This is a genomic window from Planomonospora algeriensis (genome assembly GCF_977012225.1).
In genome coordinates this window covers 1-15,116 of the sequence record NZ_CDRNDK010000119.1, presented here as the reverse complement: position 1 = coordinate 15,116, position 15,116 = coordinate 1, and the positions used below count along the sequence as shown (strand labels likewise).

16 protein-coding genes, 2 tRNA genes and 1 pseudogene are annotated in these 15,116 nt (G+C 73.0%); 10 read left to right on the top strand and 9 right to left on the bottom strand.

The genetic code is table 11. From position 1 onward, the window contains the following. Positions 1-131 precede the first annotated feature (131 nt). The 6 genes and pseudogenes from ACWJ6R_RS14985 to pcp all read left to right on the top strand — a co-directional run bounded on the left by ACWJ6R_RS14985 (position 132) and on the right by pcp (position 2,478). Positions 132-203: transfer RNA gene (locus tag ACWJ6R_RS14985), tRNA-Gly, on the top strand. A gap of 13 nt (positions 204-216) precedes the next feature. After that, positions 217-288 (top strand) — tRNA-Val (locus ACWJ6R_RS14980). A gap of 291 nt (positions 289-579) precedes the next feature. Further along, positions 580-735 carry a hypothetical protein gene (locus tag ACWJ6R_RS14975; RefSeq protein ID WP_449062805.1) on the top strand — a complete coding sequence of 52 codons (156 nt, stop codon included), beginning with the start codon at positions 580-582 and terminating at the stop codon, positions 733-735. Positions 736-740: 5 nt separating this feature from the next. Then, positions 741-1,475 (top strand): hypothetical protein, encoded by a 735-nt coding sequence (locus tag ACWJ6R_RS14970; protein ID WP_449062804.1) that lies wholly within the window; start codon positions 741-743, stop codon positions 1,473-1,475. A 9-nt stretch (positions 1,476-1,484) separates the two neighbouring features. Continuing rightward, positions 1,485-1,679, top strand: a pseudogene (locus tag ACWJ6R_RS14965) (DCC1-like thiol-disulfide oxidoreductase family protein); the annotation flags it as partial. A gap of 178 nt (positions 1,680-1,857) precedes the next feature. Beyond that, positions 1,858-2,478, top strand: coding sequence for a pyroglutamyl-peptidase I (pcp, locus tag ACWJ6R_RS14960; protein WP_449062803.1), 621 nt, complete (start codon positions 1,858-1,860; stop codon positions 2,476-2,478). A gap of 156 nt (positions 2,479-2,634) precedes the next feature. Here the strand turns inward: pcp and ACWJ6R_RS14955 are convergent, their stop codons facing one another. The 3 genes from ACWJ6R_RS14955 to ACWJ6R_RS14945 form a co-directional block, all read right to left on the bottom strand. Then, positions 2,635-3,552, bottom strand: coding sequence for a hypothetical protein (locus ACWJ6R_RS14955; RefSeq protein ID WP_449062802.1), 918 nt, complete (start codon positions 3,550-3,552; stop codon positions 2,635-2,637). Between the two features lie 135 nt (positions 3,553-3,687). Then, on the bottom strand, positions 3,688-5,115 hold the full coding sequence (locus ACWJ6R_RS14950) for a glutamate--cysteine ligase (RefSeq protein WP_449062801.1): 1,428 nt from the start codon (positions 5,113-5,115) through the stop codon (positions 3,688-3,690). A gap of 102 nt (positions 5,116-5,217) precedes the next feature. Further along, a complete protein-coding gene (locus ACWJ6R_RS14945) occupies positions 5,218-5,922 on the bottom strand; it encodes an SDR family oxidoreductase (protein ID WP_449062800.1) in 705 nt (234 codons plus the stop codon). A 114-nt stretch (positions 5,923-6,036) separates the two neighbouring features. On the opposite strand from ACWJ6R_RS14945, the gene ACWJ6R_RS14940 reads away from it, so the two are divergent. Continuing rightward, entirely contained in the window at positions 6,037-6,870 is an 834-nt protein-coding gene (locus tag ACWJ6R_RS14940; protein ID WP_449062799.1) for a helix-turn-helix transcriptional regulator, read from the top strand. Between the two features lie 126 nt (positions 6,871-6,996). Here the strand turns inward: ACWJ6R_RS14940 and ACWJ6R_RS14935 are convergent, their stop codons facing one another. Beyond that, entirely contained in the window at positions 6,997-8,076 is a 1,080-nt protein-coding gene (locus ACWJ6R_RS14935) for a class I SAM-dependent methyltransferase (RefSeq protein WP_449062798.1), read from the bottom strand. 142 nt (positions 8,077-8,218) lie between these two features. Between ACWJ6R_RS14935 and ACWJ6R_RS14930 the strand changes: the two genes are divergently transcribed. Beyond that, on the top strand, positions 8,219-10,171 hold the full coding sequence (locus tag ACWJ6R_RS14930) for a S9 family peptidase (protein ID WP_449062797.1): 1,953 nt from the start codon (positions 8,219-8,221) through the stop codon (positions 10,169-10,171). A gap of 119 nt (positions 10,172-10,290) precedes the next feature. Here the strand turns inward: ACWJ6R_RS14930 and ACWJ6R_RS14925 are convergent, their stop codons facing one another. From ACWJ6R_RS14925 to ACWJ6R_RS14915, 3 genes are all read right to left on the bottom strand, one after another. Further along, positions 10,291-10,581, bottom strand: coding sequence for a PP2C family protein-serine/threonine phosphatase (locus ACWJ6R_RS14925; protein ID WP_449062796.1), 291 nt, complete (start codon positions 10,579-10,581; stop codon positions 10,291-10,293). Next, positions 10,529-11,461: a PP2C family protein-serine/threonine phosphatase gene (locus ACWJ6R_RS14920; RefSeq protein ID WP_449062795.1), complete on the bottom strand. Its 933-nt coding sequence runs from the start codon at positions 11,459-11,461 to the stop codon at positions 10,529-10,531. The genes ACWJ6R_RS14925 and ACWJ6R_RS14920 overlap by 53 nt, the downstream gene beginning before the upstream one ends. Before the next feature lie 64 nt (positions 11,462-11,525). Beyond that, on the bottom strand, positions 11,526-12,266 hold the full coding sequence (locus ACWJ6R_RS14915) for an alpha/beta fold hydrolase (protein ID WP_449062794.1): 741 nt from the start codon (positions 12,264-12,266) through the stop codon (positions 11,526-11,528). 464 nt (positions 12,267-12,730) lie between these two features. On the opposite strand from ACWJ6R_RS14915, the gene ACWJ6R_RS14910 reads away from it, so the two are divergent. Next, positions 12,731-13,051 carry a hypothetical protein gene (locus ACWJ6R_RS14910; protein ID WP_449062793.1) on the top strand — a complete coding sequence of 107 codons (321 nt, stop codon included), beginning with the start codon at positions 12,731-12,733 and terminating at the stop codon, positions 13,049-13,051. Positions 13,052-13,109: 58 nt separating this feature from the next. Here ACWJ6R_RS14910 and ACWJ6R_RS14905 read toward each other — a convergent pair whose 3' ends face one another. Continuing rightward, positions 13,110-13,889 (bottom strand): methylenetetrahydrofolate reductase, encoded by a 780-nt coding sequence (locus ACWJ6R_RS14905; protein ID WP_449062792.1) that lies wholly within the window; start codon positions 13,887-13,889, stop codon positions 13,110-13,112. A gap of 146 nt (positions 13,890-14,035) precedes the next feature. On the opposite strand from ACWJ6R_RS14905, the gene ACWJ6R_RS14900 reads away from it, so the two are divergent. After that, entirely contained in the window at positions 14,036-14,566 is a 531-nt protein-coding gene (locus tag ACWJ6R_RS14900) for an SRPBCC family protein (protein ID WP_449062791.1), read from the top strand. 301 nt (positions 14,567-14,867) lie between these two features. Here ACWJ6R_RS14900 and ACWJ6R_RS14895 read toward each other — a convergent pair. After that, positions 14,868-15,116, bottom strand: a 249-nt coding sequence (locus tag ACWJ6R_RS14895) for a transposase (protein WP_449062790.1), incomplete at its 5' end; no start/stop codon positions are given.

The following is a 15,116-nucleotide window of genomic DNA, read 5'->3' as shown; positions in this document are numbered from 1 at the left end:
GCGAGGCAACGGCCTGCAAAGCCGTGTACACGGGTTCAAATCCCGTCTCCACCTCACCGCACGGACATCGGAGCCCTCGGGATCCGGTAAAGTGTTGCGAGCACCGCGAGGGGAAACCCGCAGCGGGACGCGCGGAAGTGGCTCAGTGGTAGAGCATCACCTTGCCAAGGTGAGGGTCGCGGGTTCGAATCCCGTCTTCCGCTCTGATTCACCCGAGGACGATTAGCTCAGCGGGAGAGCGCTTCCCTGACACGGAAGAGGTCACAGGTTCAATCCCTGTATCGTCCACCGCATCGATCCCCCGGCCCCAGGCCGGGGGATCGCTTCGTTTCCGGCCCCTCTCCCGGACCCGCCGCCTCCAGACCGTCGTCCACCCGTCCGGCCCCTCTCCCGGACCCGCCGCCTCCGGACCGCCGTCCACCCGTCCGGCCGCCGTTCGGCCGCCGCCCCGGGCGCAAGGCGCCGGAATCAGCCGTAGGGAGGACACCGCAGGCCTCATGACGAGGCACCATGGAAGCACACCTGACCCGAAATCAGGTTGATAGGTATGCTTTTGGCTTCGGCGAAGGGGGCGGGCCCGTGCTGCGTGTGGTGGTCGATCCGGAGGTGCCCGCGGAGGTCGCCAACCTCATGCGCCGGAACGGACCGCTGCTGTCCCGGTTCCACCGCGGCTGGAACCCCGAGGCCCGGGACCGCGCGCGGTCCCCGGCCCGGTCCTGGGGGTCTTCGGGCTGACCCTGGTGCTGGCGCTCGTGACCTTCGTCGCCGCCGGGGTCGGCGCCTTCCCCCTGATCTTCCTGGCCGGGATCGAGCTCCTCGTCATGGCGATCCTCTACCTCGCCAGGAAGCCCACCCCCGCCGACTCCCTGGAGCGCGTCCTGTACCGCCACGCGGTCCAGTTCCGCGGCCGGTTCCTGGTCCTGGAGGACTTCGACCCGCCCGCGCGCCACCTGCTCGGCCGGGTCCAGCAGGCGATCGACCGCATCCTGCGCTCCCGGGTCAACGCCATGGGGCTGCTGGACGGCGTCCGCAACTCGGTGATGCTCCCCGCGGAGGAGTGGGAGATCGCCCGCCTGCTGACCAAGCTGTCGGCCCTGCGGGCCAGGCACCACGCCATGGCCCGGAGCGGCAGGACCCCCGAGGTGGCCGCGGCGATGGCGCCGCTGGAGCGGGCGCTGGCCGCCAGCGAGGCCGCCGTCGTCGCCCGCGTCGAGGCGCTGGAGCGCTACGCCGACCACGTCGCCGAGGCCGAGCGGGCACTGCTCTCCCACCACCAGATCGAGGCCCTGCGCGCCCAGCTCCCGGAGTACGAGGAACTCCTGGCCGAGACGGGCGCCGACGCGCTCGCCGTACCGGAGATCGACCACCTCGCGCAGGACGCCGGCCGGCTGGAGCGGGCGCTGCGCGAGAGCCTGCGCTCGGCGCACGAGGCCTTCCGCTACCTGGACGGTCCCAGCACAGAAGGTGACAAGTAGGGTTTGTCTATGACAGACCGACCAGTGCTGATCTATGACGGTGACTGCGGGTTCTGCACGGCGAGCGTGCGTTACGCCGAGAGGCGGATCGGCGTGCGGGCCCGGGTGACGCCCTGGCAGTCCGCCGACCTGCCCGCGCTGGGCGCCACCCCGGAGCGGGCGGACCGCGAGGTGCTCTGGGTCGAGCGCGGCCGGGTGCACGGCGGGGCGCAGGCCGTCGCCCGGCTGCTGATCGCCGCGGGGCGCCGTGGAACGCGCTGGGCCTCGCGCTCCGGATACCGCCGCTGCGCTGGGCGGCCCACGGTCTTTACCGGCTGGTCGCGGCCAACCGGCACCGCCTGCCCGGCGGCACTCCGGCCTGCGCCCTGCCGGCGGCCCGGCGATGAGGGCGCTGCTGGCCGGGTTCGAGCCGTTCGACGGCGCGACCGTCAACCCGTCGTGGGAGGCGGTGCGGCTGGTGCCCGGCGTGCACGCCGTACTGCTGCCGTGCGTGTTCGGCGCGGCGACCGAGCGCCTGCGGGCGGCGATGCTGGAGCACGGGCCCGAGGTGGTGGTCTGCGTCGGGCAGGCGGCCGGGCGGACCGACGTCACGGTCGAGCGGGTCGCGATCAACCTCGACGACGCCCGCATCCCCGACAACGCCGGCGACCAGCCGGTGGACCGCCCGGTGGTCCCCGGCGGCCCGGCCGCCTACTTCGCCACGCTTCCGGTGAAGGCCTGCGTGGCGGCGGCGCGGAAGGCGGGCGTCCCGGCGAGCGTGTCGCACAGCGCCGGGACGTTCGTCTGCAACCACGTCTTCTACGGCCTCATGCACCTCATCGCCACCGAGTTCCCGCAGGTGCGCGGGGGCTTCGTGCACGTGCCGGCCGCCCCCGGGCAGGTCCTCGACCAGGGCGGGCCGTCCATGCCGGTCACGATGGTCGCCGAGGCGCTGACCGCGATCGTGACGGCCGCCGGACTGGTCCACGACGACCTGCGCCTGACCGGCGGCGCCCTCCACTGACCCGGCCCGCCGAGGAGGGAGGACCTCAGAGGGGGACGCCGTAGACCACGCGGCGGCCGACGAACTCGGTCACGCTCCACACCTGCCCGCGCACGCAGGTCAGGTCCTCCGGGCCCACCGGGTACGGCCTGCGGACGATCCCGTCGCCGACCTCGATCAGGGTGCCGTTCCGCTGCGATCCGGCGGCCTGGCTGAGGTACCAGGCGCCGCCGTGCGACAGGCGCCCTGGATCTTTCCGGCGGGCAGCGCGTAGGCGTCGAGCGCGGCGGCGACACCGTCGGCGGCGCCGTCGGTCCCGGCGCGCAGGTCGCCGTCGGAGTCCAGCCGCCAGCGGGCCACCCGGCCGGCCTGGCCCTGCCCGTCGACGTACTCGCCGGAGATCAGCAGGTGGGGGTCGGAGCTGCGGTCCACGGCGGCGAAGGAGAACCGGGCGGCCCCGGTGGTGGTGGTCCACGCACCGGTCTGCGGCATCACGTAGCGGTAGCCGAAGGCGTTGTAGACGCCCTTCCTCCCGCCGATCGTCCGGTCGTCCTCGCCGTTCACCTCGAAGATCTGCCGGGTGTCGAAGACCCGGAACCCCCGGACGGTGTCGGCGACGTAGAGCAGGTGGCCGTACCAGGCGACGCCTCCGGCGTGGATGTCGATCGGAGCGATGCCCCCGTCCGCGCGGGCCTCGACGAGCAGGACGTGCCGGTAGCGGAGGGTGGCGGCGTTCAGGAAGGACAGGCGCACGCCCCGCTCCCCCGCCTCCGGCTTGTAGTACCAGCTCACCACGAACACGTTCCCCGCCACGCCCGCGTCGGACGAGCAGGTCAGCCCCTGCGGGTACCAGTCGGGGAAGGCGTTGTCTGCGGCGTCGAAGCAGTACCAGTCCACCGGCCGGGGCCTCATCGAGCCGAAGGCCCCCGACCCGGTGGGACCCCGCCGGGTGGCGGCCCGGTTGGCCTTGGCCAGCACGGCCTCCAGCGTCACCCGCTCCAGTTCCCGCTCCAGCACCCGGATCCCTGCGCTGAAGCGGTCGCCGTCGCGCTTCAACTCGAACGGTCCCGCGGACACGGCCTTCATCGCGCTCATGAGAGTCCTCCCGTCCCGCCCAGTCTGGCGGATCAAGGTACGGAATTCATGAGTATGCCGGTCGAATCCCTTTCGCGATCATCCGGGCCGGGTCCCCGGACTCGGGACCGCCGGGACCGGGTGCGCGGGCCGGCGTCAAACGGGCCAGGTGTGCACGGGGTCGCCGGTCAGCGCCAGTTCCCGGTAGCGGGTCACCATCCGGGCCCGGTCGCCGCCCAGCGCCTCCAGCGCCTCGCGCTGCCAGACCGATCCGGTACGGCGCCGCGTGACGCGCTCGCGGACGACGTCCAGCATCCGCTCGGCCTCGCCCGGCTCCACGCCCACCCGGTCGAGTCCGGCCGCCGCCAGCGGCAGCAGGTCCAGGGCGAGCCGGGCCGCCGGAACCTCCTCCTGCCTGCCGGGCCAGGCCAGCGAGGCGTCCAGGCCCTCGATCGCCGACCGGTAGAAGTTGCGGTAGGCGGAGGCGAAGGCGAACTCCTCGACCGGCTCGACGGCCAGGGCGGAGGTGAGGCCGAGCAGGAAGGCCGTGTTGGCCGCCATGTCGGCGGGGGTCGGGCCGGCGGGCAGGGCGCGCATCTCCACCCGCAGGTGGCCGCCGTCCGCCGGGTCGTAGACCGGGCGGTTCCACTGCCAGACCGTGCCCTGGTGGAGCCGGAGCTCGGCCAGCGCCGGGGCCCCGTCCCGGCCGGGGCCGCGCTCCGGCGTGAGCATCGGCAGGATCGGCTCGTAGTCGCGCACGCACGCCTCGAACAGCTCCTCGGCGCTCTTGACCCAGCCGGAGCCGAAGGCCACCCGCCGGTCCCGGCGCCCGAGCCGCTCCAGGTCGCGGTCGTCGGCCGACTCCTCGAACAGCGCGATGCGGGTCTCCTCCCACAGCCGCCTGCCCAGGAAGCCCGGGGAGTTGCCGCTGACCGCCAGCACCGGCCCCATCGCCAGCTGGGCGGCGTTGTAGACGCGGGCGAAGTCGGCGGGCGCGGTGCGCAGGTGGACCTGCCAGGAGGTGTTGGCGCTCTCCAGGATCACGCCCTCGACCTCCAGCTCCAGCTGCTCCACGCCGTGGATGCGGACCCGGAACGGCTCGGTCCGCAGCCGCCGCATGCCCCGGCTCATCGCCCGGTAGCGGCTCTCGTCGCTCATCGCCCCGTGGGTGAAGTCGAACTCGTGCAGGGTCGGCAGGATGCCGATCGCCACCGACCGACCGCCGTGCTCCGCCGCCGCCGAGTCCACCACCGCGATGGTCTCGTGCAGCTCCTTCTCCAGCGCGGCGAACGGCCTGCCCGCCAGCGGGAGCGGGGTCAGGTTGACCTCCAGGTTGAACCGGCCGAGCTCCAGGGTGAGCCGGTCGTCCCCGGCCGTGTCGCGCACCTCGCGGTTGCGCGGGAGCGGGCGGCCGTCCGGCGTGGTCAGGAACAGTTCCAGTTCGGCCCCGATGGTCATGGGCCCCGTCCCGAACCCCGGCCGGGCGAGCAGCTCGCGGAGCTCCGCGAGCTGCTCGGCCAGCCGCTCCCCGAAGCGGGCGAACTCCGCCTCCGAGAACCGGTCCTTGTCGAGTTGCTGCCCCATCGCACCGTCCGATCAGTCAGGCGGTCTCCACCGCGAACCGCGATTCACGTCGCCTCCCCTCTCTGTCCCGTGCGCCGCCGTCTAATCCGCCGGTGAGGTAGATCACCAGGGGAGGACGCCGTCCTCGTCCTGGTAGGAGCCGGTGGGGCCGTCGGCGTCCAGCAGCGCCAGCCGTACGGCGGCGACGGCGCCCTGCTCGGGCGTGCGGGGGCCGCTGTGGCCGTTCATGTCCGTGGCGCAGTACCCCGGGTCGGCCGCGTTGACCTTGATCGGGGTGCCGGCCAGTTCCTTGGCGTAGGCGACGGTGACCATGTTGAGCGCCGACTTGGAGGAGTTGTAGGCCAGGTAGTTGTGCTCCCAGGAGGGGTCCTGCGGGTCGGTGGCCTGGGCCAGGGAGGCCAGACCGCTGGACATGTTCACGATCCGCGCGGCGGGCGCGCGGCGCAGCAGCGGGAGCACGGCGTTGGTGACGGCGACGACGCCGAAGACGTTGGTCTCGTAGGTGGCGCGCAGCACGTCCACCGGGGTGGCGCTCGGGGCCGGGTCCTCCTGGGGGACGAGGATCCCGGCGTTGTTGACGAGGATGTCGAGCCGGCCGTACTCCGCCTCGATCCACTTGGCGGCGGAGGCGACGGACTCGGCGGAGGTGACGTCGAGCTGGACGAACCGGGCGCCGATCCCGTCGGCGGCCCGCTGCCCGCGCTCGGCGTCCCGGCCGGCCGCGATGACGGTCACGTCCCGCTCGGCGAGCAGTCTGGCGATCTGGTGTCCGATGCCCTTGGTGGCACCCGTGATGAGAGCGATCATGCCCCTCACCTTCGCCGGGGTCCGCCGGGGGCGGGAGAGACCCCGGGAGGCTGGGATCGGCGGTACCACCCTCGGGCCGCCGGCGGGGCGCGGACTCCGGTCATGATGGAGGGCATGAACCGCAGCGGACTCGCCGAATTCCTACGCAACCGCCGCGCCCGGCTGACGCCCCGGGAGGCGGGGCTGCCCGGCGGCGGGCGCAGGCGCACCCCGGGGCTGCGCCGCCAGGAGGTGGCCCAGCTGGCGGGCATGTCCATCGACTACTACATCCGCCTGGAGCAGGCCCGGGGGCCGCGCCCGTCCCGCCAGGTGCTCGGCGCGCTGGCCCGGGCGCTGATGCTGACCGCCGACGAGCGCGCCCACCTGTTCCACCTGGCCGGGGAGGCCCCGGTGCCCGGCGGCAGGCCCTCGCGGGACGTTCCGCAGGGCGTGCTGAACCTGCTGGCCTCCCTGGAGGACGTGCCCGCCTACGTGGTCGACGCCAAGTACGACATCCTCGCCTGGAACCCGCTGGCGGGCGTGCTCATGGGAGACCTGGACCGCGCGGGGCCCCGGGAGCTCAACGTGGTGCGCCAGGTCTTCACCTCCCCGGACCTGCGCGCCGGGCTCTGCGAGGAGGCGAAGGGCGGTTTCGCCCGCACCGCGGTCGCCGACCTGCGCGCCGCCGCCGCGCGCTACCCCGACGATCCGTCGATCGGCGAGCTGGTCGCGGAGATGCTGGCCCTCAGCCCGCAGTTCGCGGCGTTCTGGCAGACCCACGACGTGGAGATCCAGCGCAACCAGCGCAAGCGGATGAGCCACCCGCTGATCGGCGTGATCGAGGTCTCCTGCCAGAGCCTGCACGTCCCCGACCGCGACCAGCGCGTGGTGCTCTACACGACGGACGCCGGCTCCCCCGCCCGGGACGCCCTGCGGATGCTCCGGACGCTCCGGCTCCAGGACGCCTGACGCCCGGAGGCGCCGGGGGCGCCGGGGGCGTCCGGGGGAACCCGTCGGAAACGGGCACCGGGCCCCGGCCCCGCACCGGAGGCGCCGGGCCCTTCTCAGCCCCCGGGGCCGTGGGGACCAGGCCCCTCAGCCCTCGTACTTGGGCAGGCGGCGGACGTTCAGGCCGCCGCCCCAGCGGTCGATCGCCTCGTCGTCGGCGAAGGCCAGCGCGCGCAGCATGTTGCCGCCGTCGGACGCCTCGACCTTGCGGCGGAGCCGCCGCTGCAGCGGCTCGGAGAGCTTGGTGGTGCCCGCCTCGACGGTGTCGCCGTAGAAGGGCGCGAAGGCCACCCCGGCGAACCCGGTACGGCGCAGCAGCGCCGGCATGGTCTCGGCCGAGTAGAACATCAGGTGGTTCTTGGTGAACCCGTTCCACTCGTCGCCGTGGGCCTTCAGCTGCAGCGAGGCGGCGTTGACGGTCAGGATCATCAGCACCCCGCCCGGCGCGAGCAGGCTGCGGAAGCGCCGGAAGTCGTCCAGCGGGCGCGGCAGGTGGGCCAGGACCGACCAGAGGGTGATCACGTCGAAACCGCCCATCGCGATCTCCGGGACGTCCTCCGGGGCGCCGTGGTAGGCCCGCGCCCGGGCGAGCCGCCGGTTGGCCTCGGCCACCGAGTCCGGCGACAGGTCGACTCCGGCCGCGTCGAACCCGCGCTGCTCGGCGAGCTCCAGGAAGAGCCCGGCCCCGCAGCCGAAGTCCAGCAGCCGCCGCCCGCCCCCCTCGGTGAAGACCGGGTGGAAGGCGTCCATGGTCAGCCGGTAGCGGCGCCGCCGGTCCGCGGCGTACTTGCCGGTGAGGAAGGCGCTGTAGCCGCACGCGTACAGGTCGCCGAGGCGCTCGGGACGGATGTTGGGATTGCGGTAGAGGAACCCGCATCCCGGGCAGCGCACCACCTGGTAGCTCCACTTGCCCTTGCGGCCGGTAGGGCGGAACAGCGGCTGCTGGCGGCTGTCGCCGCACAGGTGGCAGACGACGAACTCCTCGATCTCCCCCAGGTCCGTCCGCTCGCGGTACTCCGCCAGCGTGAGCACCTCGGCCCGGCGCAGCCGCAGCCGCCACTGGACCTCCCGGGCCAGCCGCTCCCCCGGCCGGACGTAGATCCGCTGCCCCCAGGGCACCCGGTCGTAGCGCGAGCCGTACAGGGCTCGGTAGATCGTGCGTTTCACCGCGGCCATGGCACGTCCGTTCACCGGCTTCCGTCCCAACACATCACGATTTATTCGGTCGATCGACCGGTACCCGACCGGCGATCCGGACAGACCCGACGCTCGGTATAGCGTTCCTCATCGGGTGATAACGTCCCAGGCCATGCGCCCAGAAGACCTCGCCCTGCTGCACGTTCCCGGCAGCGTGACCCTCCATGACGATCTCCTCCTGGTCGACGTGGCCCACCCCGACCTGAAGGCGGACGCCTACCGGGGAGGCCTGTGGCGGATCCCGCCGCAGGGCCCGCCGGTCCCCTTCACCCACGGCGACCTCGACACCGCGCCGTGCATCTCCCCGGACGGCGCCTGGGTGGCCTTCCTGCGGGCCACCGCGGGCGGCAGGCCCCAGCTGCACGTGATGCCGACCGGAGGGGGCGAGCCCCGCCCGATCACCGACCTGCCGCTCGGCGCGGGCGCCCCGGTCTGGGCGCCCGACTCGCGGCGGATCGCGTTCGTCGCCCGCACCCCGGAGGCGGGCCGCTACGGCACCGAGGAGGGGGTGGGCGCCGCGGCCGAGGCGCCGCGCCGCATCACCGGCTTCCGCTACCGGAGCGACAACGTGGGATTCGTCCAGGACCGCCGGAAGGTCCTGTACGTGGTCAACGCGCTGGCCGACATCCCGCGGCCGGTGCCGCTGACCGGCGACCGCTACGACGTCGACGACCCCTGCTGGTACGACGACGAGCATCTGCTGGTCTCGGCCCCGCGCGACCTGGACCCCGAGAGCCTGCACACCGACCTGTACGCGGTGCCCGCGCTCGGCGGCGAGCCGGTCCCGGTGGTGCGCGGCCCCGGCTCGGCGGCCCGCCCGGCCGTGCTCCCCGGCGGCGACGTGGTCTACCTCGGCACGGAGTTCTCCGGGATCGACGCGGTGGCCCGCAACACCGGCCTCTACCGCGCGGCCGTGCGGATCGGCGCCGAGTCCGCGCCTGTTCTGACCGGCGCCGAGTCCGCGCCTGTTCTGACCGGCGCCGAGTCCGCGCCCGGTGTCCGGCTGACCGAGGAGGAGTCGGTGGACTGCGAGTCCCTGACCCCGCTCCCGGTGGAGGGCGGCATCCTGGTCGCGGTGCGAGTGCGCGGCGCGATCGAGCTGCGCCTGGTGCCCTTCGACTCTTCCGCCGGCGTCCCGCTGGGCAAGCTCACGGTCGTGCTGGGCGAGCGGTCGGCCGTCAAGGCGTTCGCGGCCTGGCGCGGCCGGACCGTGGCCGTGCTGTCCACGCCCGAGCACCCCGGCCTGGTCGCCGACGCGGGCGGGACACTCGCCGACTTCTGCGGGCCGCTGCCCGCCGCCCGCCCGCTCCGGGAGATCACCGCCGTCGCCCCCGACGGCTACCCGGTGCACGGATGGGTGGCCCTGCCCGAGGGCGAGGGGCCGCACCCGGTCCTGCTGAACGTGCACGGCGGACCGTTCCACCAGCACGGCTGGGGCTTCCTCGACGAGACCCAGGTCTACGCCGCCGCGGGCTACGCGGTCGTGCTGCCCAACCCCCGGGGCTCCGCCGGGTACGGCCAGGCGCACGGTCGGTCGGTGGTCGGCGCGCTCGGCACCGTCGACGCCGACGACGTGCTGGCCCTGCTGGACGCGGCACTGGCCCTGCCGGAGTGCGACGCCGCCCGGGTGGGCGTGATGGGCGGCTCCTACGGCGGGTTCATGACCAGCTGGCTGGCCGCCCACCACGGGGAGCGGTTCCGGGCGGCCTGGAGCGAGCGCGCGGTCAACGCCTGGGACTCCTTCACCGGATCCTCGGACATCGGCTGGTTCTTCGCCGAGGCCTACTGCGGCCCCGACGCCGAGACCCAGCGCGCGATGAGCCCGCTCTACCACGCCGACCGGATCACCCTGCCGTTCGCGGTGGTCCACTCGGAGGAGGACTGGCGCTGCCCGGTCGAGCAGGCCCAGCGGCTGTACGTCGCGCTGCGCAGGAACGGCGTGCCCGCCGAGTTCCTGCTCTTCCCGGGCGAGGGCCACGAGCTGACCCGGAGCGGACGGCCCAGGCACCGCCTCCAGCGCTTCGAGGCCGTACTGGAGTGGTGGTCGCGCCACCTGGCCGCGTAGCCCGGATTCCGCGACGGACCCGAGGGGCGGGCCGGCGACGCGCGACCGGACCGCCCCTCGGGCCGGCGGTACGCGACCGGCCCGCCCTTCGCTCCGGCGACGCGCGGCCGGACCGCCCCTCAGTCCGGGACCCGGAGGACGAGGACGGCGATGTCGTCGACCGGCAGCCCGGACTGGAAGGCCACCACCTCGTCCACGAGGTGTTCGGCGACGCCCTGCGCGTCCGCGCCGCGGGCCGCCTCCAGGGACCGGAGCAGCCGCTCCTCCCCGAACATCACCTCGCCGTCGCCCCGCCCCTCGGTGATCCCGTCGGTGTAGAAGAGCAGCACGTCCCCCGGGGAGAGCTCCACCTCCGTCTCACGCAGCTTCGGGTCGTCGAAGACGCCCAGCAGGTCTCCCGGGCGGCCCACCGGCCCGGAGGGGTGCTCCCGGGAGATCCGGACGGGGGGGCGGGTGCCCGCCGAGGGACAGTGTCAGGCGCGGCCTCCCCGCGCCGTCGTGGCGGATCCGGGCGTAGGCCGCGGTCAGGAAGCGGTCCGTGCGCTCGCGCAGGAGCGCCTGGTTGAGCAGGGAGAGGACCTCCGCGGGCCGGGCGTCCTGGATGCCGGCGGCCCGCAGGGTGTACCGGGCCAGGCTGGTGACGACCGCCGCCCGCGCGCCCTTGCCGCACACGTCGCCGAGGGACAGCCCCCAGCCGTGCGCGGTCTCGAAGAGGTCGTAGAAGTCGCCGCCCACCTCGTCGCCGCTGCCGGCGGGCCGATACACCCCGGCGACGTCCAAGCCCGGGACCGAGGGCAGCCCCACCGGTACGAAGCTCGCCTGCAGGATCTGCGCGAGGTGGCGGGCCTCGGCCTCGGAGCGTTCGGCCCGCTGCCGCTCGCGCAGGAGCTCGCGTTCGTACCGCCTGCGGTCGGTGGCCGCCACGGCGGACAGCCGGATGACCGCCGGTCTTCCCTCCGCGGGAGGCTTGACCACCGCGTTGACCAGGACCGGCAGCCTCGTGCCGTCGGGGCGCCTCAGCTCGACCGCGATCTCCCTGACCTCCCCCTGCATCGCGAGCAGGGGGGCGAAGTGCGTGTCGTAGAAGATCCGGTCGCCCACCGGCAGGAGCGCGGGGAAGCGGACCCGGCCGACCAGGTCTCCGCGGGTGCGTCCCGCCATGGCCAGGAAGGTGGCGTTGGCCCTGACGACCGTCCCGTCCATGAGGGTGGACAGGTAGCCGAACGGCGCGTGCTCGTAGAGGTCGCCGAGGTCGTCCTCGACGGCCTCTGTCAGCGGAGGCTCATGCATCCGCGTGGCGGCCTCGTCCGGCTGGGACACAGGCGCGGTCCCGTCCCGTCGGTCCCGTCCCCTCTCAGCCCCGCAGGAACGAGCGGATCGCGGCCACGGTCTCCTCGGGGGCGCTCAGGTTGGGGCAGTGCCCGGTCGCCTTCATCAGGACCAGCTCGCTGCCGGGGATCATCCGGTGGACGTACTCCCCCACCTGCGGCGGGGCGATCACGTCCTCGGAGCACTGCAGGACGAGCGTGCGCGCCCGCACCCGCGGCAGGTCGGCCCGGTTGTCCGACAGGAAGGTCGCCCTGGCGAACTGCCGGGCGATCGCGGGGTCGGTGCGGCAGAAGCTGTTCGTCAGCTCCTCGCCCAGCTCGGGCCGGTCCGGATTGCCCATGATCACCGGGGCCATCGCACCGGACCAGCCGAGGTAGTTGCTGTCCAGGGACTCGAGCAGCTCGTCGATGTCCTCCCGGCTGAACCCGCCGACGTAGTCGCCGTCGTCGATGTAGCAGGGCGAGGGTCCCACCAGCACCAGCCGCTCGAAGCGCTCCGGCTCCTCGATCTCGGCCAGGACGCCGATCATCGCGGCGACCGAGTGGCCGACGAAGACGGCCCGCTCCAGGTCGAGCTCCCGGCAGATCTCCAGCAGGTCGCGGGCGTAGCCGTCGAGGGTGGAGTGCCGTTCGGCGGAGTGGCTCGCCAGGTCCGACGAGCCGTACCCCACGTGGTCGAAGAGCACGACCCGGTGGTCCTCCTCGAAGGCCGGCGCGACGAACCGCCACATGTTCTGGTCGCAGCCGAATCCGTGGGCGAATATCATCGGCGTCCCCGAAGGATTCCCCGATATCTGGACGTTGTTACGGGCCATCACGTCCATCGCCGCATGATGCCTTTCCTGGAAATCAATACTTCGGACCGTATCCGGATGATATCCCCGCCGCGGGAACCCCCGTCCGCGGGCCGCCGGTCCCCTGCCCCCGATGCTCCCCGGCGCACCGGCCGTCCGGCCCCGGGCGCGCGACCGGCGGCCGTCCGCCGCGGCCTACCGGTCGAGGGCCTTGCTCGGACCGGTCAGCCGGCGGTTTCCCCGATCCCCACCGGGTAGCGGAACGGCATGCGCATCGGAAACACAGAGGTCAGGTTCCTCGGCGGCACAGCCGGCTGCCTTACCATGATCATTATTTCCGTCCTGCTCTCGATCCTGCTCACCGTCGTGGTCAACTTGCTTCTCTGATCCGACTGGCCCGATCCACGGGTCCAGGGGCGCTCCGGTCCGGACGATCGGTGGTACAGCCGGTTCAGGAGGCTGTCGGCCTTCCTGATCAACGTCGCCTGCCGGCAGGCGGTGCGGTCGCTGCCGCACCAGGCGCCGGCCGCCTCCGCAAGGGGGAACTGGAGACCGTCGAGTCGCTGCTCGGCTACGTCGGTTGCCGCGACCTGTGCAAGGGCGGCGACTGGCTGGGCTTCACCGACCGGTCGAGCCGGGTGCTGGCCGACTACTGCCACCTCACCTCGACGCTGCGCGTCGGGACGGCGTCACCGGACGCGCTCGGCTCCTTCCGCGAGCGCTCGGGTCTGCGCCTCAAGCCGGTGCGGAAGAGCTGACCGGCCCGGCTCGCCGCCCACGCCCGCCAGGAACGGCCGGGACCGCCGGGTCAGGCCTTCACAGCGCTCCGGACAGCCGGGATTCCACCTCCCGGTAGCGGGCCACCGGGATCAGATGCACTCCGTCGAAGGCGCCCGAGTCGCGGACGGCCAGGACCTGCTCGCAGGCGGCCTCGACCCCCGCGAGCCGGTCGGTCGCCACCCTCTCCACCAGCCCGGCGGGGACGTCGATGTCGGGGATCGCGGCGGCCAGGCGGCGGGCGTGGTTCTCGCTGGCGATGACCATCACCCCGGCGTAGACCGGCACGTCCACCGGGTTGGCCTCGCGCCACCGCAGCAACGCCTCCAGCGAGAAGCCGACCTGGACGAACACGAAGTCGGCGGCGCGCTTCCAAGCGGGCAGGGGGCGCAGCCCGGCCGCGGCACCGACCCGGAAGGCGGGGCTTCCCGCGAAGGCGGGGTCCTCGCCGAGTCCGCGGACCTCCTCGATCATCGAACGGACGGTGAGGTCGCTGGTCCGGTTGCCCGTGGCGGGCTTGTCGCCGTACACGAACAGGAACTGGTCGACTCCGTACGCCGCGGCGGTGAGCAGGTCGCGGCGGAAGCCCAGCAGGTTGCGGTCGCGGGAGTTGAGGCAGGCGATGCTCCGTCCGCCCATCGCCTGGACCTCGTGGGCGACGGCGACGCTGGAGACCGTGGCCCGGCCGATGTGGTTGTCCGGGATGAGGAAGGAGTCGGCGATCCGGCTGAGGGTGCCGATCTGGTGGCGGACGTGCTTGAGGTCGGGGCGGGTCGGCGGCTCGATCTCGCAGACGACTTCGAAGGGGCGATCAGTCATGAGATCGAATCTACGGAAACCGTGATCTCCGAGCCGGGCCTTCCACTGGATGAGATCGTCGCGAATCGCGGGCCGGCCGGGCAGTGTGCCGGGACCGGTCATGCCGGACCGGAATTCCGCATCCGCGTTCCCGCACGATCCGGCCCATGCCGTACGGTTCCATCGAACGCCGGCGGATGGGGAACGGTATGAGAAACGTCCAACAGCGGTCGATCAACGCATCGGCGGACAGACTCGGCGCGTTGCTGGACCGGGTGTCCACCGCCGAGGACCGTCTCTGGCCCGCCCCGGCCTGGCCGCCGCTCATCCTCGATGCCGGGCTGATCCCCGGATCGCGCGGCGGTCACGGTCCCATCCGCTACAGCGTCACCGAGTACGAGCCCGGCCGCCGCATCCGGTTCTCCTTCGATCCGGCATTGGGCCTCGACGGCCGCCACGAGCTCGTCATCACCGCGGAAGGGCCGGATCGTTCCCGCCTCACGCACACGATCATCGGCGCCACCCGGGGGCGGATGAGAATCCTGTGGCCGCTGCTGATCCGCTGGTTGCATGAGGCGCTGATACAGGATCTCTTCGACAACGCCGAGCGTGCCGCGACCGGCCGGCTCGGTCGCCGCCCCGCGCGCTGGTCGGTGTGGGTGCGTCTGCTGCGACGGGTCCGGAGCGCCCGCCGCTAGCCTCGGGCTTTCACGGTGAATTCCGCCGATCTTGATCGTCTACACGGGAAAAGCACCTGCGACCTGGAAGGACCGGACTTGTCCAAGGTCCCGTCCCCACCGATTCACGAGGCGCTTTTCAGCGGACACCCGCCTACGACGCAGACGGCCAGGCGCGGCCCGGTGCCTGGGACACCGAGATCACCGGCCTGCAGGAAGATCCAACGGGCCAGTGGGACCCTGCCCACCCGGCGCGACAGCCGGGTGATCGCGCTGGTCAGGTCGTGAAAACACACCGTAGCCGAATGCCGGCTCTTCGAAGCTAAGCGGGGTTGAGGTGCCCGCGGCTCTTTCGAATGGTGGCACAGCGGGTGCGTAACCGCTGGTTCTCCGGATTGCGGAAGCCGTACGCGTCCCGGGCGACCGTCTTGATCACGCGGTTGGTGCCCTCGGAACCCGCGTTGGTGATCCCGGTCCGCAGGAACGCGCAGATCTCCGGCCACCACGTCTGCACCGTCGTGGCCAGCCGCTCCAGTTCGGGCAGGCCCGAGGCGGCGCACCGGTCGTAGAA

Bases quoted from the DNA above. Each gene is read 5' to 3' on its own strand.
- ACWJ6R_RS14915 (WP_449062794.1), bottom strand. From the start codon at position 12,266: ATGATATTCGCCCACGGATTCGGCTGCGACCAGAACATGTGGCGGTTC.
- ACWJ6R_RS14955 (WP_449062802.1), bottom strand. From the start codon at position 3,552: ATGAGCGCGATGAAGGCCGTGTCCGCGGGACCGTTCGAGTTGAAGCGC.
- ACWJ6R_RS14920 (WP_449062795.1), bottom strand. From the start codon at position 11,461: ATGCATGAGCCTCCGCTGACAGAGGCCGTCGAGGACGACCTCGGCGAC.
- ACWJ6R_RS14940 (WP_449062799.1), top strand. From the start codon at position 6,037: ATGAACCGCAGCGGACTCGCCGAATTCCTACGCAACCGCCGCGCCCGG.
- ACWJ6R_RS14905 (WP_449062792.1), bottom strand. From the start codon at position 13,889: ATGACTGATCGCCCCTTCGAAGTCGTCTGCGAGATCGAGCCGCCGACC.
- ACWJ6R_RS14950 (WP_449062801.1), bottom strand. From the start codon at position 5,115: ATGGGGCAGCAACTCGACAAGGACCGGTTCTCGGAGGCGGAGTTCGCC.
- pcp (WP_449062803.1), top strand. From the start codon at position 1,858: ATGAGGGCGCTGCTGGCCGGGTTCGAGCCGTTCGACGGCGCGACCGTC.
- ACWJ6R_RS14945 (WP_449062800.1), bottom strand. From the start codon at position 5,922: ATGATCGCTCTCATCACGGGTGCCACCAAGGGCATCGGACACCAGATC.
- ACWJ6R_RS14930 (WP_449062797.1), top strand. From the start codon at position 8,219: ATGCGCCCAGAAGACCTCGCCCTGCTGCACGTTCCCGGCAGCGTGACC.
- ACWJ6R_RS14900 (WP_449062791.1), top strand. From the start codon at position 14,036: ATGCCGTACGGTTCCATCGAACGCCGGCGGATGGGGAACGGTATGAGA.